Source organism: Ignavibacteriota bacterium (genome assembly GCA_016716225.1).
Classification (GTDB): domain Bacteria; phylum Bacteroidota; class Ignavibacteria; order Ignavibacteriales; family Melioribacteraceae.
This window is the reverse complement of the sequence record JADJWT010000001.1, coordinates 2,691,026-2,713,340: the sequence shown is the minus strand read 5'-3', so window position 1 is coordinate 2,713,340 and position 22,315 is coordinate 2,691,026. Positions and strand designations below refer to the sequence as shown.

The following is a 22,315-nucleotide window of genomic DNA, read 5'->3' as shown; positions in this document are numbered from 1 at the left end:
ATTTTTACTTTAATAAAATCATTTTTTTTGAATGAATAAAATTCCCGGCTTTTAATGTGTAGAAATAAATTCCAGATGAAAGATTTTCAGCATTAAACTCGACTTTGTAATTACCAGAGTTTTGTTTTTCGCTGACTAAAACTTTAACTACTTTACCCAAAATATCATATATAACTAAACTCACATTTGATATTTCTCTAATATCACTGAATGGAATTGAGTATTCTATTATTGTTATTGGATTAAATGGATTAGGATAATTTTGCAATAATGAAAATTCATTTTTTAAATTGGCTGACTTTTCCTCTTCAATTGAAACTAAAACTGAATTAACTTTTCCCGGCGTTCCATTATTTGTTGAAGCTTTCCAACTTACACCAATTGAATTATCTGTGTCTGCATCAACTAATTCTAATGTATTTCCTTTTCCGTCAGCTTCAATTGGCCAAGGTAAATTATCGTCATAAGTTAATGAATCAACAACCTTTTCATCAGCATCTACCAATTTCATGAATTCTCCGGAACCGTTAAAGCCAAATCCTAATTCACCCAAATAATTTTCAACTTCGGGAAATTTACTGGTAAATAAACTGTCGTTTTCAACCAATACCATAAAACTCTTTGGTGCAATTTTAGTCTCTGATGGAAAAATAAATTTGTGTGATGTATCGCTATCGGAGAAATACCAATTACTTAAATCTATTTCAGAATCTTTTCTGTTATACAATTCAATCCAGTCACCGGAATCAAATTCATCCAAAGAATTATAGTTTATTTCGTTTATTACAATTTCATTTGCTGTAGAACTATCCACAGAAAAATTGGCGGTTAAAAATGTTGAACGTGCAACATTTAAAGATATTTTTGTTTCTGTTGAAAAATAGTCTTCGCTCCATCCGTCAAATTTATATCCATTATCTGGAATAGCAATAACTTCAATTGGAACATTGAAAAAATATTTTCCAATCCATGGATAATTATTAGAATCAAGGTTTAGAGAATTTATTTTTATTCTTCCGCCTTTTGAAGAATTAATTGTAATTTGTCCATCTTCACCAGTGTTGAAAAAATTTCTTACAAATCCCCGTAAATAATTTGGTCGTTCTTGTGCAAATTTAGTCATTCTTTGAACATGATCATTAAATGTAAAATCGCTAATTCCCCATCTTTTTCTGTGTTTTGGACCCTCAACAGATAAACGGTTTTTCATTTGATTTATTAAACTCACTACCCGATCACTTTTAAAGTTTGAGTTCAACAAATCAGAAATTAGATTAATAAATTTATTTTTGATTTTTGGATTTTCTAAAATTTTTCTTGGAAGCAAAGTTGACCAAGGTGGATTAGAGCCCGGACGCGTTTCAATTCCAGATAATAAATATGTTAAATGATTTTCCGATTGTCCCGAAGTTTCATAAAGATTGAATCCAAAATCCAAATCGAATAATATCCATTTCCACTTACCATTTTCTTTTCGTTCACGCCAATATTTAATATTATTTGCTGGCCAATCTTGACTGTTATAATAAACCTCAGCAGCAAAATAAAGTAAGCAATTATCTATATCAATCTTTTTATCTATATATTTGTAAGCTTCATCTGTTGTCAAAACATTATTGCTAATAAAATTTATAAGCTCTTCATAGTGTAAAGAATCGCCATGAATAACTTCCATATTTCCTTCAAGCATATCAATGCTGTCCGCTTTTACACCATGTCGATTTGCAATATAATGTTCACTTATTTTTTCGCGAATATTGTAAATTCCCCAATACTCACCGTTAATGTAAGTAGCTGCGGGACGATACTCCAAATAATCAATATCCAGATCTTTTATCAGCGATTGCATCATTGCATCTCTAAAATGTGTAAACTGAAAATCATTTCCGGAATTTCTCAAAATAAAAGATTTGAAAGTTTTAATGTCAAAACCCGGAAATAATTCATACTCAAGCGCTGATGAATTATATGGCTCTTTAAATTTTACTGAAAAAGATTTTTGTGCGAATGATCTTGTATAAGCACCGTAAATTTCAATTCCACAATTTTCTGAAAATCCTAAATTTTTATCATCTTCAAAAAATTGAACATGCGCGGGACGTTCCCAATCCATCCAAAAATTTGCACCATGATGTGGTGGGTTTGGAGTCCAACCTGGACCATTGGCATAAATTCCAAGGCTGTCACTAAATAAATTAACTGGATCGGTTATTAAAGAAATAATAGGCAAATCTGTATCAACATCAATAAAATAGCTATTATGACTAACATGAGAAGGCTTAAGATTTTCCTTATAACTTATAGTTTTCACAATTGTATTTTTTACAATATCAATTGGTGCTGTATATTTTGTTGAACTCGTATCGGGATCACTTCCATCAAGAGTATAATATATTTCACTTTCTTCAGCAGATAATTCAACAGAAATTGCAGATGAATAAACACCGCTCGGCATTGATGTTACTACACTATCAGCAAATTGAGTAATTTCTTCATCGCTATTTTCAAATCCCGGTGTGGGATTTTGAATTTCCCAATTGCTAAAATCATTAAAAATTCTTCCGTAAGAAATATCGTTTGTTAATTTCGGAACATTAACTTGATCAATAATTTGGTTTGAATCACTTAGAATTATTTTTTCACCGTTTGCACTAATTTTAAAGTTAGTATGATGATAATTCATAACAGTATCTTTATCTGAAGCAAAAATTAAAAGATATTCTTGTGGTGCTAATACTCGATTTTCAAACTGCCATTTTTTTAGATTTAATGAATCATCACTTAAGAAATAATTTTGTAGATTTATTTCATTTTCAATGTTGTTATAAATTTCAATCCAGTCCGAGGGCTCACCATCTTCGTCCAATATCGTAACTTTGTTTGAAGACAATACTTCATTGATTAAAATTGATTGAGCATCTGTATAAATTGTAAAAAGTAGAATGAATAATATTAAAAGTTTTTTCATTTTCGTCAACAGTTTAGATGAAATATTATTATTTAATTGTTACTTAATTAAAATTAACTTTTTAGTTTCGGAAAATTTTTCAGATTTTAGTTGATATAAATAAACTCCGCTTGATAAATAATTTCCATCAAACGCAACATTATAACTTCCCGCATTTTTTGTTTCATTTACAAGATTTGCAACTTCATTCCCCAAAACATCATAAACTTTTATTGTAACAAAAGTTTTTGTCGGGACAGAATAATTAATATTTGTAAATGGATTAAAAGGATTTGGGAAATTTTGATATAACTTAAACCCAAATGTTTTTTGTTTTGAATTAAAAATATTTGTCAATTCACAAAGATTCTCAGCTTGTTCACCCAATCCACTTGGCGGATAAAATGAATTTTTTATGCAAACTTTATCAAGTTTTGCTCCATCTTCTCGAAAAGCAATTTTTAAAATATGTTCATCTGTAACTAAGTTAAAATCATTTATTTTTTTCCATTCCCATCCACTAGTAACCAATCCATTCTGCAATTGAAAATCCGAATTATCAAAACTTAACCAAAAAGAATCATCATCATAAGTTGCACAATTCACTCTGACATAAACTGAAAATGTTCCCGTCGAATCAATATTAAATGGAATTTCGATAATACTTAAACTATCGATAGGTGCGGAATTTAAACTTTGCATTCCGTTTTTTACCGTAACATATTTTTCATTTGAAGATTGGAAATCATTTACAACATTCCAGTTCAAACCAACTTTACCACATTCTATTTCATAATAATGTGTTTCATTTTTGCTTGAATAATTCAAGGAATCTTTCTTTAAAAATAAACTTAGGTCGACTGCATCTGCAATCATTCTATGCCCATTTTCATTAGGATGAAGATGATCACCGGTATCAGCTTCGGGCAATAAACTTAAAGTGTCCAAAGGATTTCGTAAAGCTAAATCAAGATCAATAACATCATCAAATAATCCGCCATAACGTATCCAACTATTAACTTTTTGTCTAATTGATTCATGAGATTCAGAGAAATAAGAATGTCCTTTCATAGGAAGTATTGTGGCACCGTAAGCATAAATTCCCTTTGCATGAGCTGCATTTATCATTCCTTTGTAAGCTTCAATTAGTCTATCACCAACATCTGTATTCCACGCATTTCCAATATCATTAATTCCCTCAAAAATTATTACCCATTTAATTCCACTTTGATTTAAAATATCTCTTTCAAATCTGCTTATTGCTGATGGACCCAAGCAATTACCGAGCACACAATTTCCACCGATTCCGGAATTAAGAACTGCAACTTGATTTGTACTTGAATTATTTTGCAATCTTTTTGCAAGCTCATCCGGCCAACGATTTTGTTTATTAGTTCCAGATCCACGTCCATCAGTAATTGAATTTCCGAGAATTGCAACTGCGTAAGTTGTATCAGAAGTCAAAACATCAATAGTATTTATAACATACCAATGATCAGTTTTTACCGCTTCAGAAAAATCAATTTTATCAATTTGATTTCCGGTAAGAATATATGAAGTTGTTCTTGAACCAGGATGTCCGGTAATATCAGCTGAGGTATTGCCAAAATAAATTGTTATAGCAACATCAGTTAATTTTGTTAATGAAAATTGAACTGGATCAGAAGTTACTGTTCCTCCTGCATTTATGGTAAATTCTTTATTGCCGTTGAATAATAATTGCTTACTTGATAAAGAATCGATAATTCCGTTTCCCAAAGAAAGTGCAATATGAACTTCTTTTAATATTACTTGATTTGTACTAAACTCATTAGATAATTTCAATCGAATACTTTCTCCGCCGATTGAAACACGTACAATTTGTCGAATTGTATTATTTGCTAAACCTGGTGGCGGAGGATTGTTTCCTGTTTCGACCAATTGCAGAGCTGTGCTCCAAGTACCAATCCATTTTTGTTTATTTAAATTTAAATCAATAGCTAAAATTATTTTAGATTGTATTAAGCAAAACAAAAATATAAAATATGCTTTCTTCATATGATTTAGAATTTCTTTATGATATTATTTGTAATCATAAAGTTCAAATCTTTGAATAGAACAATCTTCAACAAATGCGCGTATGTGTCTTCCTTGATGAGTTTGATCACCGTTTAAGTGTCTAATAACTTTCCATTTATTATTCTCAAATTTTCCTTCTTCTGTTTTTAATATTCCAACGTATGATTCTGGATTTTCCAAATTTTTAAATGTAATTACGAAACCGAAACCAGCAATAAAAAATTCATTATCATTTGTTTGAATTATTAATGCGCCGCTCATTTCCCAATCATCATTTTTAGAGTTAGGTTCATAACCTAATGTGTAACTATGTTTTATTGTAAATTCGTATTTCCCGAAGATAAGTTTATTCTCAATATTAGTTTTATCTAAAATAACTCCGTCGATTTTTTCTTTCCCGTGATACTCAGTAATTATTGGGGTTAACTGATTTATTAAATCATAAATTTTTCCTATTGGTTCATTTTCAGCATTATTTGTTGATTCAATAGAAAAAGGTGAAAAGCCAATCGCTTCATAATGTCCAAACGCATAAATTGATTTTGCCGCAACTGTGTTATCAAAGCGATGTTCAGGAATAAATAACGGATTTCCTTGACGTGTAAATAAATCGCACCAATGTTTAAAATTTGGATTGTAAAAATCCGGTGAAAGAAAATCTATAGATGGCGTAGCGAATTTCCAAATATCCATCAAATGAGGAAGAGGTCCGGCACTTGGATATTCACCGGGGAATTTGTTCGGTGCATTCAGCGCAGCATTTACAAACATTGGCAAAGGATAAATCTCTTTTCCGGCTTTAGTAACAGCTTCCGTGTATTTAGCAAAATAATAAGACATGAATATTTCATCAGTATAAATACTTTTCCCAAAAATTGCTTCCCAAGTTCCAGTTTCATTTAATCCATTTTCCTCCCAAACTTTTAAAAATTCCGAAACGAGTTTATTTTTATTTTTGATTAAATATTGCATTAATTCTGAAGGAACATTTTCATTGAACTTTTCATTTGCTAACGGATGATAATCTCTTGCTGAGCCAAGCATGCCTATTTCATTTTCCGGTTGAATCATTATTACGGTATTTTCGTTTTCATCAATTTCCTTAATATGTTTCATCAATGCTTGGAATGCTTTAATATCCGCATTTAAATTCTCATTAGAAAAGGGAGTTAAAATTTCTTGACTTTTTCCTTTATCATCTTTCACACGAGGAAATCTTTCTTGATTTGTTTTAACCCAAGCTGGTGCGTGACTTGACATACTATTCTTCCATGAACCGAACCATAAAATTATAAGTTTAAAATTATTTTTTCTTGATTCGCTAAGTAATTCATCAAATAAATCAAAATCAAATTTACCTTCAGTAGGTTCGATCAGTTCCCAATAAATTGGAACGAGTATAGTATTTAAATTCATCAATTTTAATTTTTGCCAGATTGGTTTCATATATTCTAAACTTGTAAATGATGAATTTCCAAGCTCACCGCCAAGAATTAGAAACGGTTTATCATCAACAATTAATTGTATTGCGCCTTCTTTCTTATCTAGGTGAGGAATATTTTTAGTATAACCATTTTCTTTGGTTTCACATTGAATAAAAATAACTGATAATAAAAAAATTAGGAATTTCAATTTTGTTAAGTTTTTCATTTAGGTTTATTTGTTTTTTTTTCAGCTTACTTAATAAAATTATATCAAACTGAAAATTAGTAGATATCTCCAAAAGTATTTATATTATAAACATGACCGCACTCTATAATGGAGGCATATTATAGGAATGCGGTCATATCAGTAATGAGAATCAAAATAAAATATGAGCTTCAAATATTTGAAGCCCAAATGAATTATTTCATTAAAACTAACTTCTTGGCACTTGTAAAATCTCCAGCTTTAATTGAATAGAAATAAATACCAGAAGCTAAGTTTGAAGCATTAAAATTAATTTGATGATAACCAGCTTTTAAATCGCCTTTAATTAAATTTGCAACTTCTCTTCCTAAAATATCATATACTACCATTTTAACTTCACTATCTTTTGGTAATGCAAATTCTATTGTTGTAGTTGGGTTAAATGGGTTAGGATAATTTTGACCCAAAGTATATGATGTAGGGATTCCAGAAATTGGTGATTCAACATCCGTAATAATTACTTTATCTGTCATAGTTGCTTGTATATCTGTTAAATGCAATGAAGTTGCCGTAGCACCTTGTCCAATTCCCAGAATAAAACTGTTAAAAGATGTTACTGGGGCATTATCAATTGCATTTCCTTCCATATAATATGAACCATCATTTTTCTTTAATGTCCACAAAACTTGTGAAGTACCATCAGTTTTTGGAGCAACACAAATTTCAAATTTATATGTTCCTGCTCCGCCTGCTGTTTGAATTGGACCTAAATTACCTAAAGCAGTTCCATCTTCATAAGCATTCCATAGACCATAAGTAATTCTACCGAAAGTTCCACTTCCAGAAGCCCAAGTAACACCGCTGTTTGTACCTTCCTGTGGAATAAACAAATAACCAATATTTGTTGCTTCTGAACCTGTCCAAGCATTACTTGAATCCATAGAAGAATCGATCACTATTGTTCCACCTTCTCCATTGAATAATCCAAATCTTAAACTAGCTGAACCTTCAAAACTACCACCCGTTAAATTTATATTTCCTTTTAGTACGAAAACATCAACACCTGGTTCTGGGTTAATCAATCCCAAATCACCTCTAACAACAGCTAATCCATTTGGTACTGCAGTTCCATTATAATCAACATTACCCGTTAGATCACCAGGTCTTAAGGACCAACCACCACTATTTCCACCATATATTCCCCAAGTATCAACATAAAAATTTTGCCATGGTGCTTTTGGTACTACTATTGGATTTCCTTTATCTACTTTCATTCCTATAACTTTAAACTCTGTAAACGGTACTTCATTTACTCCAAAGATGATACTGTTGAACTTCTTCGTTGTTGCTGGTCCTTGTACTACTCCTCCATACCAATACTTATTACTTGTCTCTATCATATACCATCTTACTTCATTTGTTGTATCATTAATCGCTTGTACTGATATTGCTACATTATACTTCCCTGCTATTATCTGTGCATTTCTTGGAGCTTGATTTACTGCTATTATTGGTTTTCCGCCATTACTATATGTACTTGCCCAGTTTCCATTATTTACTGTCCATACTGTTCCACCACCGCCAGCTCCGTTAGCCATAACTCCGGCTCCCGTTCTCGGTGTGAATTCATATCCAAAATGATTTCCTCTATGTGACCATGTCGCTGAATCTGTTAATGCATATTGTAATGTTGTATTACTATCTTGATATGTTAATGCATATCGGATTGGCGTGTATGCATCACCTGCATCTGCTCCTACAAATTCTATCTGTCCTTTTACTATTATTGCTTTTGTTGTACTTATTTCTACATCCTGTCCAAATCCGCCTTGTAATCCTTTCCAACCACTTACTGCTGCTCCGCCTATTGATGCATCGCCAACCAGTGTCGTACTATCATTCAATATTGGCCAATTTACATTATATTCTTTTGATAATCCCCACTGATCTACATAATATGACTGCCATGGTGCTTCTGGTATAACTATCGGATCACCTTTGTCAACTTTCATTCCTATAACTTTAAACTCTGTAAACGGTACTTCATTTACTCCAAAGATGATACTGTTGAACTTCTTCGTTGTTGCTGGTCCTTGTACTACTCCTCCATACCAATACTTATTACTTGTCTCTATCATATACCATCTTACTTCATTTGTTGTATCATTAATCGCTTGTACTGATATTGCTACATTATACTTCCTGCTATTATCTGTGCATTTCTTGGAGCTTGATTTACTGCTATTATTGGTTTTCCGCCATTACTATATGTACTTGCCCAGTTTCCATTATTTACTGTCCATACTGTTCCACCACCGCCAGCTCCGTTAGCCATAACTCCGGCTCCCGTTCTCGGTGTGAATTCATATCCAAAATGATTTCCTCTATGTGACCATGTCGCTGAATCTGTTAATGCATATTGTAATGTTGTATTACTATCTTGATATGTTAATGCATATCGGATTGGCGTGTATGCATCACCTGCATCTGCTCCTACAAATTCTATCTGTCCTTTTACTATTATTGCTTTTGTTGTACTTATTTCTACATCCTGTCCAAATCCGCCTTGTAATCCTTTCCAACCACTTACTGCTGCTCCGCCTATTGATGCATCGCCAACCAGTGTCGTACTATCATTCAATATTGGCCAATTTACATTATATTCTTTTGATAATCCCCACTGATCTACATAATATGACTGCCATGGTGCTTCTGGTATAACTATCGGATCACCTTTGTCAACTTTCATTCCTATAACTTTAAACTCTGTAAACGGTACTTCATTTACTCCAAAGATGATACTGTTGAACTTCTTCGTTGTTGCTGGTCCTTGTACTACTCCTCCATACCAATACTTATTACTTGTCTCTATCATATACCATCTTACTTCATTTGTTGTATCATTAATCGCTTGTACTGATATTGCTACATTATACTTCCCTGCTATTATCTGTGCATTTCTTGGAGCTTGATTTACTGCTATTATTGGTTTTCCGCCATTACTATATGTACTTGCCCAGTTTCCATTATTTACTGTCCATACTGTTCCACCACCGCCAGCTCCGTTAGCCATAACTCCGGCTCCCGTTCTCGGTGTGAATTCATATCCAAAATGATTTCCTCTATGTGACCATGTCGCTGAATCTGTTAATGCATATTGTAATGTTGTATTACTATCTTGATATGTTAATGCATATCGGATTGGCGTGTATGCATCACCTGCATCTGCTCCTACAAATTCTATCTGTCCTTTTACTATTATTGCTTTTGTTGTACTTATTTCTACATCCTGTCCAAATCCGCCTTGTAATCCTTTCCAACCACTTACTGCTGCTCCGCCTATTGATGCATCGCCCGGAGCTGTAGAACTAGTATTCAGAATTGGCCAATTTACATTATATTCTTTTGACAACCCCCACTGAGTTATCAAAGTTGGATCAACCATTTCTGTAACTACAATTGCATCAATCCAAATGGTTGTATTATTATTTCTTGCAGATCCAAACATAAGTTTTGCAAAATTATCCGAAACGTTTTCTGTTGCTGTCATTGTAATAGAATAAGTTTGAGGAGTGGTATTTACAGTAACTGTATCATCAATACGCTTTGTGTATGGATCTCCCGCAATTTCAAATAACACATTGATACCTGCATTATCCTTATCTGCAACAGCCATAAACGAAATTGTATATTGATGTCCGGCTTTAAGCGGTAATGCAGAAACTCTTTGTACGCGCCACATTTCAACACCACCATTTGTAACCGCAATTTTGTAGGAGTTAGCTCCTGAAAGTTTACCTGTATTATCAATTGACACAGTAACTGATGTTGTTGATGCATCAATCCAACCGGTATTCCATTTGCTGTCTCCATTATCAAATTCATCAGACAAAACAATTGTTTGTGCTAGTAAATTTGAAGATAGAATTAGAATAAACAATATAATTAGTTTTTTAAACACGTTTTTCCTCCTTGCGTTGTGTAAAATATTTTTTAATTGTTTTATTACCTAAAGGTTTACATTGTAAAAACATATATTTGCTTCTTATTTAATAAATTTGAAAACTTGCTGCATTATTTAATCAATACAAATTTTTTGCTGATAGTAACATTTTCTGACTGCAATTGATACATATAAATTCCACTTGCTAATCCTGTTCCATCAAATGTTACTATATAATTTCCTGGTTTTTGATTTGCATAAATTAAAGTTGTAACTTCTTCACCTAAACTATTAAATACTTTTAAGGAAACATGACCAGAAATCGGAATTGAATATTCAATATTGGTAGTAGGATTAAAAGGATTTGGATAATTTTGATTTAATACATAATCAATGGGAATTAATTTATTTTCTTCATTAACATCTGTTGGTCCACCTGTTTCTAACCAATTATTAATAGTTGCCCATTCAGATTCTCTTTGTGCTTCCCAAGCAGAAAGTTGTTCAGGATACCAGTTTAAATCTCCAAGTGGAAAATTACCCATAGCTGCTGTTTGATATGCAGTATTATTATATGCTAAATTTTCTGGTAAAGGCCAAATCTGATTTAAGCCAACATCCGGACGGTAAGACCAATCAACATCTGCAGCTGTACTCCATTTGTATTCAACAAATAATAAAAATGTATCTTGATTTACTGGTTCAACGATAAATCCTGGGTCTTCCTCATAAATTGTTGCCCAATCAACATTTAACTTTTTAAATACTTTGTTTCCTTGATCATCTACTGAATCAATAAAAGAAATTTCATTTTCTCCTAACATTGGAGGAGGATTATATAGTTCAATGTCTTGCCTTTGTCTATGCTGTTCCTGGCACCAACCGCAACCAGTATACCAATCTAGCATATAATCAGTAAAAGTGTAAACATTATTACCAATAAAAATTTTTCTATCAAAATCAGTGAAAGGTACTGTAAATCCAAATGAATCAACTTCTGTAATTCCATTTATTAGTCCGCCACCTGGAGGATCGCATAATCCTGCCTGAAAATCATCAAATGTTTGATTATCATCACAAACGTCTAATGCACGGTAACCCAACATGTTTGGATTGATAAAGATAGAATTTGTTATAGAAGCATTTCTTATCCATCCGGCAGATTGAAAAACCCATTCTAAAGAATTGATCAACGTACAATGATTTATATGTACATTATCACTATATTCATTGCCCTCTTGCATAACAATTCTCGCAAGATTTGTAAATGAACAATTTTCAAATAATAATTTATCGTAGTGCCAACCTGTACTTTCGTATGGGAATGAAACTGCACGACCATAATATCTGAAATGATTATCAGATAAATTTCTGAAGAAACAGTTCTGAAAATTTCCAACAAAATGATCTGCTTTAACAGTTACCGCACCACCTGCTTCAGCTCCAATTCCACAATAATCAAAAATGCAGCCTTCAAAATCACCTTGTTCTGGATCATTTGCTGCATCCTGATTTTCAAAAACTATGGAACTGCTTACCTTACTGCCTAAAATATCTGCATATCTAATCCACACATTTTTTATAATAATATCACCATATCCTTGAATAATATACGCTCTATCAATTCCTTCTTCAGTCCAAACAATTTGCGGTGGAGCTGATTCTTGAGTTGTTCCTGCTTTTGGAGCAAAAATTTCTAAATTCTGATTATGATCTAAATAAATACTTCTGCTTAAAACATATACTTCATATGGTGTAAGCTTAAAAACAGTATTATTTATTGTACCGTTTGTTATTGCCGTTTCAATAGCAGTGTTCAATGTTCCATAAGTTCCACCGGACTCATATAATCCAAGAACATAAACGGTATCTTTCTGTGCCATTGAAATGATACTCAGAAATAGTAAAACATAAATAATTTGTGTTATTTTCTTCATATATTACTCCTTTGATGAGTTAAAATTATTTACTTAAAAAACTATTCTAAATCCTAAGTTTGCTGTTAATCCATAATTTTGAATACCCAAATATCCTTCTATTGATCTTTGTATCCAGCTTGTGTTTGAACCATTTAGATTGCTTACATCTAAGAATAATTCACTATTCCAAATCGGTAGTTTTTGGCGTGCTGCAAAATCAATACGGAAATATTCTGTTGTATACGAATCCAATTCAGGATTACGTCCGCCATTTCCTCTAGCCGAGTTATCTTGAAATAAAAAAGAAAGTCTTGAGGAAAATCCTTGATAATCATAACCTAAATAAGCATTAAAAATATGCTTCGGTTGATCAATCAATCTTCCCGTTGAGGCACTATCAATAAATTCTGTAATTCTTTCTCGCCCAACAATTCTAACTTCTACATCATACCAAGGATATGTCGTTTCTGAGGAAATGTTTGCATAATTCATTCCAATAACAAAATTGTTAAATGGTGTAGGCAAGTACCAAAAATTGTGTTGAAAATCTAATTCAAGTCCTTTTACCGTTGCATCATATGGATTATTTAAAGGTCTAAAAACAGTTGCATCAGATTTACCCGAAGTTAAAATGGGAGTAACAACTAATGTCCCGTTTCTTACAATTTGATATCTTGAGAGTGCATCAATCCTGGCATCTTCTGCAAGGTCTAAACGATATGAAGCATTATAAACAAAATTTTCAATTTTTTTGTAAAATCCTCCAATCGAAAAAAGACCAATTTCATTTGAGTGAAAAGTTATATTTAAATCTTGATTCATTGATTTTGCCGGTTTTAAATCAGGATTTCCCGTATATACTTGGTTTCCTTGGGTTATTGAAAATTTGGGACTAAGTGCATGATAATCGGGTCTTGATAAAGTATGAGTATATGCATATCTAACATCCAGCCATTTAAAAGGTTCATATTTTATTTGTGCCATAGGAAGCAAGTATTCATTTGATTTTACAGAATTTGTATCATACATTATTTGTGATTGCGGATTTCTCTGATCTCTTGCATTATATGCAAAATATTCATTATCTAGTTTTTCAAATCTTATTCCACCTATTACCATAAAATCCCAAAAATTTAATTTTGTCATTCCATATGCAGCATAATAATTTTCTTTATATTCATAATCATTAATTAATTGTTGATATGGCCCATCATACCATCCACCTTGAGCACCAGAACTATATTGACTATTTGAAGCATCAAACTCCGGCTTTCCAATAATATAATCTAGAATATTATTTAAAGGTCCGGGTGATGACACATAATAAACACTGCCATATTTATCTTCTAAAAATGGATCAAACAATTCTTCATCATCATTTAGAAATGTTTTACCAGTAAGTTTACCATCTTCACTTACTGAAACTCCAAATTCATTCATGATTGTTCTCATCAAATTAGCTTGAATATCAGTACTTGTGCTTGTTGCATTTCCATTAAATGCTAAGTATGGTACTTCTTGATCAGTTTCATTTGTCTGATTATAAATTTGTCCACCAAATTTTACAAATCCACTTAAAGAAGATCCTAAAAAGAATGGGAACTCTAAATCAGCTTTATAAGTAATTTTATCTTCTTTATATTCGTTGCTATAAAGATTTGCATTATTTAAAATTACTGCACTATCACCTTTAAAATTTGTGAGTAAATAAATTAAATCTTCTGGAATTACATTATCTCTTGGTACACCAGCTTGTAATGCATCAACCTGATTAAAATTAAATTCGGGAGATTTATCAAGGGAGTTTCTTGAAGCAGTATAACTAACAGATAAATCTAGTGCAGCATAACCTAAATCATAATCAAATTTTAATGAATGCATTTGTTGATCCGTAATATTTTCTCCTTGTCGTAATGTCCAATTCATTCTGCCTTGATCATAATTAATTGTTTGGCGATGATCTGTATAATCCGAATTTATTCTAGCAATCATGTTCACAAATTTTAAAGAACCGTCTGGGATTTTATAATCCAGAATTAAATTTCCCCCATATCGTTTTCTATTTTCTAAATGTCTGTTAAATGTAACAGAATTTACTTGAACTGGTTGAAAACCGGTTGCTGGATCAACATAAGTCTCTCCAGCTGGAATATCATATGACGCATCCAAATTATCAGAATTTCTATCATATGATTCAAGATTTACTAATGCATAAATTCCAAGCTGATCATCAAAAAACCTATTGCTTCCAGAAGCAACTGCTCTAAAATTTCCAAGTGTTCCGCTCTTTGCAGTATAACCTTGTTGATACATTAAATTCCAATGCAATTCTGAGGGAGCTTCTCTTAATTCCATATTAACGGTTCCGCCCAATGAATTAGCGTTCATATCAGGTGTTAAAGATTTATAAACTGAAATCATTCTAATCATGTATGGAGAAATCATAGTTAGGTCAACGCTTCTATCATTAGAAACACCACCAGATCCTGCACCTGGATTAGACGAAAGTCCAATTTGTGAACTTCCCGTTGAAGATAATTTTACACCTTCAACTTCTATTGAATTATATTTTGGTGACAATCCACGAATTACGATTTTATTATCTTCACCGGAACTTTGTGTTGTAGAAATGCCCGGCAATCTGCTCAATACTGATGCAGCATTAAAATCCGGTAGTTCTTGAATTCTTTCTTCTGAAACAACATTTGTAATTTGATCTGCTGTTAATTGTTGCTGAATTGCTGAAACTTGCCCTTTTGCCTGAGCAGAAATTGTTACGGTTTCACCTTCTAAAACTTGCGGTTCAAGTGAGAATTCTAATTCTAAAGTTCTATTTGCAGTAATTGTTATTTCTTTACTTACTTGATTGTAACCAATATATGTAACAGTTAAAGTGTGGTTACCCATTGGCACATTTCTTATAAGAAACTTTCCATCAAAATCTGTTGAAGCACCAAGTGTTGTTCCTTTAACTATTAAATTTGCGCCAACAAGCGGATCATTTGTATCTTTTTCAAAAACTTGTCCTCTTATTGATCCCGACTGAGCAAATAAATTTGAATTAAATAATATTAAAGAAAATAAAATCAATGCCCACAAAGTGTTTTTTTTAATTTGGTAAATAATTTTTATCATATTCTGCCCTCTTAATATGTAAAATGAAATAAATTTAAATTCTTCTTTGTGTTAAATCGTGTTCTATTTTTAACATCATTTTATTTGTTAAGGGATAGAAAAACATTAATCCCGCACCAATTATTCCAAATACTGCCGGATATAAGCTCATAAGTAATATCATTCCATTTATTGTTTCCGGAGTCTGTGTTTCATTGGCTACATAACCATAATATGCAAGAATATATCCTACTAATGCACCGCCAACTGTTAATCCTAATTTTAATGCAAATAATGATGCTGCCATCAATAATCCGGTAGCTCTTCTATTATTTTTCCATTCCGAATAATCTGCCGCATCTGTGTACATTGCCCATTGTAATACTGAAACTGGTCCCCATGCAAACGAAATTAAAATATTAATTAAAAATATTAGTATCACACTTTGTGGTGACAAGAAATAAAATGCTATACTTCCTACTGCACTTATTAACAAACATCCCACATAAGTATTTCTCTTGTCAAATTTTTTGGATATCCATTTTGTTAAAATTGCGCCAATAATATTAAAAATTGTTCCAGTCAGCAAAAATGTTGATGTGAATGTTTCATAAGGCAAATCTATTACCGTACCAAATAAATTTAGCTTTTGATCCAATATATAATATTTGAAGTAGTAAACTATTGAGGAACTTCTTACAACTATAAATATTAACTGAAATACTGTTGCTCCGGCTATCAGTAACCACGCTTTGTTCGAAAATAGATCTTTTAAATCTTTCTTTACTTCAATTTTTTGATTTTTCGGCGGCTGTACTCTTTCCTTTGTGGTTACAAATGTTATGAATAAAAATGTTAATGCGAGTAATCCCAAAATGCCCATTGCGTACTGCCAGCCAACTGCATCGTTTCCATTCCCAAAATATTTTACCAAATATATTGTTGATCCTTGTACTATCAATCCACCAACAAAAGCTGCAACAAATCTGAATGAACTTAATTCTGTTCTCTCAAGTGAATTCGGAGTTATTACCGCCATAAGTGCTGAATATGGTACATTTACAATTGTGTACATTACCATTAGTAGGTTGTATGTGATGTAAGCATAAATTAGTTTACCGGAAACATCATAATCAGGAGTTGTAAAAGTTAAAACCCCCATAATTACAAACGGTATTCCAAAGAAGAAAACAAATGGTCTGAATTTTCCCCATTTAGTATTTGTCCTATCTGCAATTGTCCCCATAATTGGGTCGTTAACGGCATCGAATATTCTCGTAATTAAAAACATCGTACCAACTGCTGCAGCCGGTAAACCAAATACATCTGTGTAAAAGTTTAATAAGAAAATAATAAATGTCTGGAAATAAATATTTGAAGCTGCATCTCCTAAACTATACCCTATTTTTTCTTTTAATGATAATACTGATTCTGTTAATTTTACGTTATTATTTTCCATAATCCCCAACAATTTTGATGTTTAGTTTATTGTTTTTCAACCGTAATTACTGTTTTAATTAAATCAACATCATCCGAAGAATTGCCAACCATTATTTCAAATTCACCTGGTTCTACTGTGTATCTCATATCTACATTTGTAAATGATAATTCTTTCTTCGTTATCTCAAATATTATTTCTTTTTCTTCTCCGGCTTCTAACTCTATTTTTCTAAACCCTTTCAACTCTTTCACCGGTCTGGTTACTGAACTTACTTTGTCCCTTATGTACATCTGCACTACTTCTGTTCCTTTCAATTCTCCTTCATTCTTTACTTTTACTGTTACACTTACTTTTTCATTTTCAGTGATTTTTTCTTTGTCAACTTTTATGTCTGTTATTTTGAAGTTTGTGTAACTTAGTCCAAACCCAAATGGATATAGCGGTGTTATATCATCAAACAAATACCCTCTTCTTGATGATGGTTTATGATTGTAATGACATGGTATATGTCCCACCGATCTTGGTATTGATATTGGCAATTTTCCACTTGGATTCACATCCCCAAATATTACATCCGCTACTGCATTTCCGGTCTCTTGTCCCAAATACCAGCACTCCAATATTGATGGTACTGTTTCTGATATATAACTTATCGATTTTGGTCTTCCGTTAAACAAAACAACTACTATTGGTTTCCCGGTTTTTGTATTTCTTTCAATAACTCATTCTGTCTTCCAACCAAATCTAAGTTTGTTCTATCTCCTAAATGTATCTTACTCCACGCTTCTCTTGATGTTTGTTCATTTCCACCAATTGCTAATATTACAACATCCGACTTTCCCGCTATTTCTACTGCTTCTTTTATAAGTCTATTATCTTCTTCCGGATCAGATGGAACTACCGTGTCTTCATTCCACGATCCTCCAATTGTTATCTTACATCCTTCACTATATACAATTTCAAATTTGTCTTTTACTTTATTTTTTATTCCCTCTAAAACTGTTGTATAAAATTTGGGTGTTCCACTGTATCCACCCAACATTCTTCTATCTGCATTTGGTCCTATTACTGCTATTTTACTTTTTTCTTTTATTTTTATCGGGAGAAGTTTGTTCTCATTCTTTAGCAAAGTAATTGTTTCTTGAGCAGCTTTCAAGGCAATTTTTCTGTCATTCTCTAATTTGTGTTCATTCTGTAACAGCATTGGATCTACATACGGATCTTCAAACAATCCCATCTCAAACTTTGCTTCCAGCATTGGTTTTACTAACTCATCAATTAATGTTTCGCTTATTTTTCCACTTATTACCAAATCCTTTAGATTCGGATAGCAATCTATTTCCGGAAGTTCAATATTCACTCCAGCTTCTGCTGCTAGTAATGCTGCTTCTTTCTTATCTGCCGCTACACTATGACTTACTGTTTCTTCTTTATTACTTAGTTCTGTTATTGCATAATAATCTGATACAACAAATCCTTTAAATCCCCATTCCTCTCTTAAAACTTTTCTTAACAGCCATTTATTTGCATGTGATGGTATGCCATCTATTTCATTATATGATGCCATTACAGAATATGGTTTCTCTTCTTCTATTACTTCCTTAAATGGTGCCAGAAATACATCTCTCAGTACTCTCTCGGAAAAGTTTGCAGGTCCGCAGTTTGATCCAGATTCAGGTTGTCCATGTGCTGCAAAGTGTTTAAGTGTTGCTAAGACTTTATTCTTTTCCTTAAACGTTCTATCGCCCTGAAATCCTCTAATTGCTGCTTTACTCATTTCACCTATTAGGTAGGGATCCTCTCCAAAAGTTTCTTCAACTCTTCCCCATCTCGGATCTCTTGCAACATCTAATACAGGTGTAAGTGCTTGGTGAGCTCCTCTCTTTCTCGTATCTTCGGCAATTGACGAGTATATTTCTTCTACTAGTTTCGGATTAAATGTTGCTCCTAATCCAATCGGTTGTGGATAGCTTGTCGCTTCTTTTCCAGCTAATCCATGCAAGCATTCTTCGTGGATTATTACCGGTATGCCTAATCTTGTTTCTTCTACAAAAAATTTCTGAAGCGAGTTTGCAAATTCTGCCATCTCTATCGGACTTAGTCCACCATTTGTATCACTTATTCTACCTATTTGACCTAATCCGTTTGGTATGTTCTTTTTCATCATTTCATAGTCAAGATTTCCATTCTCATCTAATATCAATTCTTTTTTCTGATTCCATATACACATCATTTGAGCTATCTTTTCTTCCAAACTCATTCTGCTCAATAAATCTTCTACTCTATCACCAACTCTTAAATTTGGATTTTTATAGTCTTGCATATCTACACTATTTATTATTTCTGCTTTTTCGTTCATTTATTTATTTCCATAACTTATATTTTCTTGCTTGTAAGTTGAATTCTATATCTTGATTTTTTTTTGAATTGTATCTTTCGATGTGGATTGGAAGTAATTCTGTTTTTCGAATTAGCTTTTCTTGGTTTACAAAACATTTACGTATTTCTTTTAATACGCTTTCTATTTTGTACTGATGTATTTTATTTTTGATCATGTTACCTCATGTGTAGTATAGCAAATACATGATACTTTTTGTTACCAAAGTATATAGGATTAAACTTACTTTAATCTATTCACTGTTATAGTCAAAATCATTTCAATTTTTAAACATAAATTTACTTTCATTTATAAAACTTTTATCCATTATTATACCATATCATGAACAATTGAACCGGTTTGATAGTTCGATTTTTATATACAAGATTAGTAAATATAATTTTAAATGTCAATAACTTTGTTAATAAATTCGACGAAATGTAAAAACAAATTAACGATATAATTAAGAAATTTTATATAAACCCATTAACAATAGAGTATAATTCAAAATCGAGGCAATCTTAATTTCTTTAATAATTAGACAAAAAAACTTTTGAAATAAATAGAAAAAATAGACTTAATAAATTGGATGATTTTTTGTAGACTCTCTGATAATAAATTCCGTATCCAGTAATAACTTTTCCATTGGTAATATTAAAGTGGACTCAATATTTCTTATCAAAATTTCTGCAGCTCGTTTGCCAATCTCGTGTTGTGGCGCACGTATTGTTGTTAATGGAATTGGATAAATATCAGCATAGGAAATATCATCATTACCTATAATTGAAATATCATCTGGAACTTTAATGTTTAATTCCTTTAATGCCGCCATTACCGCAACAGCCTGTTGATCATTGAAACATACAATAGCTGTTGGTAAATCTTTTTGTTTGATGCCTTTAAAATATTTCATCGAATTTGTAAAACTTTCATTATAGAACGAACCGATTGGAATCACCATTTTTTTTTCAAATATTAAATTACTTTCACTAAAGGCCTCCTTAAATCCATCGATACGTTCCTTTGTATGAGATGAATAAGGATCTCCAGCAAAATGTATTATTTTTTTATGACCACAATCGATTAAAAATTTTACTGCTCTTCTTATTGCTCTAATATTATCAATTGCAACAACATTTGCTTGAATCCCTTGAACATCTGCCAATAAAACAAAAGGATAATTGATCATTTTTAATTTAAAAAGATGTTCAATTTCAGACTCGGGTTTGACAATTGGAGCAATTATTGCACCTTTTATTCCTGTGAAGGAAAACAATTGTAAATATTTTTTTTCTGTTTCGTGATCATTTTCCGAACTGACAATGAAAGTTGAATATCCTTTACTATTTGCGTATTCCATTGCTCCAAATGCAATAGAAGTAAAAAATGGGTATCTAAGATCTTTAATTATTATTCCAATTGATTTTTCAAGAGCTTTATTCTTTAAATTGCGTGCAATACCTGTAGGCCGAAAATTCAACTCTTTCATAATATTGAGAATATGATCCCTAGTAATTTGTTTTACATTCCCTTTTGCATTTATTACCGCCGAAACTGTACTTTTTGAAACTCCAGCATGTTTAGCAACTGTATCAATTGTAATTTTTTTCATAAAATTTCAAGTTTCTCAAAAAATCAAAATAACTATTACAATTCTTAAACATTTAAGGTAATCAAATTAATATTTAGATTATATTTTTATAATTCAAATATTTTTTATTTCACTTACGCCTGAAACTGAATTTTATTTAAATACTTTTGTTGATTCACGAATTATTAGTTCAGTCTTTAATTCTATTTTTTCAATAGGTAAAATTTCGTGCGATTCAATATTACGAATAAGAATTTCAGCTGCTTTAACACCAATTTCATGTAAAGGTGCTTTTATAGTTGTTAAGGGAACTGGATAAATTCTTGAGTAAAAAATATCATCATTTCCAACTATACTTATATCATCCGGAATTTTAATCTTTAATTCAACCAAAGCCATCATTACACCAAGCGCTTGTTGATCATTAAAACATACAATTGCGGTTGGGTAATCTTTTTTCTTTAAATTCTTGAAATACTCTTTTGTTTTATCAAAACTCTCTTCATAATTTGAACCAATATATACAATCATATCTTTATTAAAAACTAAAGTTCGTTCGCTAAATGCATGGCGAAATCCTTCTACTCTTTCAACTGTGTGAGATGATTGTGATGGTCCCGCAAAATGTACAATTTTTGTATGACCAGAATCAATTAAATATTTCACTGCATTTTTAATTGCTTTTAAGTTATCAATTGCAACAACGTTTGCTTGAATTCCTTTTACATCTTCTAACAATACGAATGGATAATTAATCATTTTCAACTTAAACAAATGTTCAATTTCGGATGTACCTTCCACAACCGGAGCTATAATCGTTCCCTTAATATCTTTGGTAGAAAATATGTGAGAGAATTTTACTTCGCTTTCATGATTATTTTCAGAACTAGTTATGATCACAGAATATCCTTTGCTGTTAGCATAAGCTTTAACGCCATATGCAATAGATGTGTAATACGGGTAACTCAAATTTTTAATAACTAGCCCAATTGTTTTATCAACATCTCCGTTTTTTAATTTTCTGGCAATGCCTTGGGGACGAAAATTTAATTCTTTCATAACGCTTAAAATTAAATCTCGTGTTGCTGGCTTAACCGAATTTTTTGCATTTATCACTGCAGAAACCGTTCCCTTTGATACTCCGGCTTTTTTTGCAACGTCTACAATTGTAATTTTCTTCATACTTACTCCAAATATCAGTAATTAACAATACTTAAAAAAATGTTTTGTAAAAATATCTATATTGTTTGCTTACTCAAACTTTTATTCTAATCACTGATAAAATTTTCTTTAAAA

The 22,315-nt window shown here is 31.8% G+C and carries 10 protein-coding genes and 1 pseudogene; all 11 read right to left on the bottom strand.

The features are described 5' to 3' along the window. Positions 1 to 4 precede the first annotated feature (4 nt). The 11 genes and pseudogenes from IPM32_11965 to IPM32_11915 all read right to left on the bottom strand — a co-directional run bounded on the left by IPM32_11965 (position 5) and on the right by IPM32_11915 (position 22,201). The gene (locus IPM32_11965) at positions 5 to 2,968 is read right to left on the bottom strand and encodes a CotH kinase family protein (GenBank protein MBK8945969.1); all 2,964 of its coding nucleotides are present in this window, start codon (positions 2,966 to 2,968) and stop codon (positions 5 to 7) included. Between the two features lie 39 nt (positions 2,969 to 3,007). Further along, a complete protein-coding gene (locus tag IPM32_11960) occupies positions 3,008 to 4,984 on the bottom strand; it encodes a T9SS type A sorting domain-containing protein (GenBank protein ID MBK8945968.1) in 1,977 nt (658 codons plus the stop codon). Positions 4,985 to 5,008: 24 nt separating this feature from the next. Further along, positions 5,009 to 6,655 carry a DUF5597 domain-containing protein gene (locus IPM32_11955; GenBank protein ID MBK8945967.1) on the bottom strand — a complete coding sequence of 549 codons (1,647 nt, stop codon included), beginning with the start codon at positions 6,653 to 6,655 and terminating at the stop codon, positions 5,009 to 5,011. A 194-nt stretch (positions 6,656 to 6,849) separates the two neighbouring features. Continuing rightward, complete coding sequence (locus tag IPM32_11950) at positions 6,850 to 8,772, bottom strand: T9SS type A sorting domain-containing protein (GenBank protein ID MBK8945966.1); 1,923 nt, start codon at positions 8,770 to 8,772, stop codon at positions 6,850 to 6,852. A gap of 50 nt (positions 8,773 to 8,822) precedes the next feature. After that, positions 8,823 to 10,595 (bottom strand): carbohydrate binding domain-containing protein, encoded by a 1,773-nt coding sequence (locus IPM32_11945; protein MBK8945965.1) that lies wholly within the window; start codon positions 10,593 to 10,595, stop codon positions 8,823 to 8,825. A gap of 113 nt (positions 10,596 to 10,708) precedes the next feature. Next, the gene (locus tag IPM32_11940) at positions 10,709 to 12,514 is read right to left on the bottom strand and encodes a T9SS type A sorting domain-containing protein (protein MBK8945964.1); all 1,806 of its coding nucleotides are present in this window, start codon (positions 12,512 to 12,514) and stop codon (positions 10,709 to 10,711) included. Positions 12,515 to 12,547: 33 nt separating this feature from the next. After that, positions 12,548 to 15,631: a TonB-dependent receptor gene (locus IPM32_11935; GenBank protein ID MBK8945963.1), complete on the bottom strand. Its 3,084-nt coding sequence runs from the start codon at positions 15,629 to 15,631 to the stop codon at positions 12,548 to 12,550. Positions 15,632 to 15,665: 34 nt separating this feature from the next. Further along, complete coding sequence (locus tag IPM32_11930; GenBank protein MBK8945962.1) at positions 15,666 to 17,069, bottom strand: MFS transporter; 1,404 nt, start codon at positions 17,067 to 17,069, stop codon at positions 15,666 to 15,668. Positions 17,070 to 17,095: 26 nt separating this feature from the next. Beyond that, positions 17,096 to 19,410, bottom strand: a pseudogene (locus IPM32_11925) (glycoside hydrolase family 3 C-terminal domain-containing protein). A gap of 595 nt (positions 19,411 to 20,005) precedes the next feature. Continuing rightward, positions 20,006 to 21,040: a LacI family DNA-binding transcriptional regulator gene (locus IPM32_11920; GenBank protein MBK8945961.1), complete on the bottom strand. Its 1,035-nt coding sequence runs from the start codon at positions 21,038 to 21,040 to the stop codon at positions 20,006 to 20,008. Between the two features lie 132 nt (positions 21,041 to 21,172). Then, entirely contained in the window at positions 21,173 to 22,201 is a 1,029-nt protein-coding gene (locus tag IPM32_11915) for a LacI family DNA-binding transcriptional regulator (protein MBK8945960.1), read from the bottom strand. Positions 22,202 to 22,315: the final 114 nt, after the last annotated feature.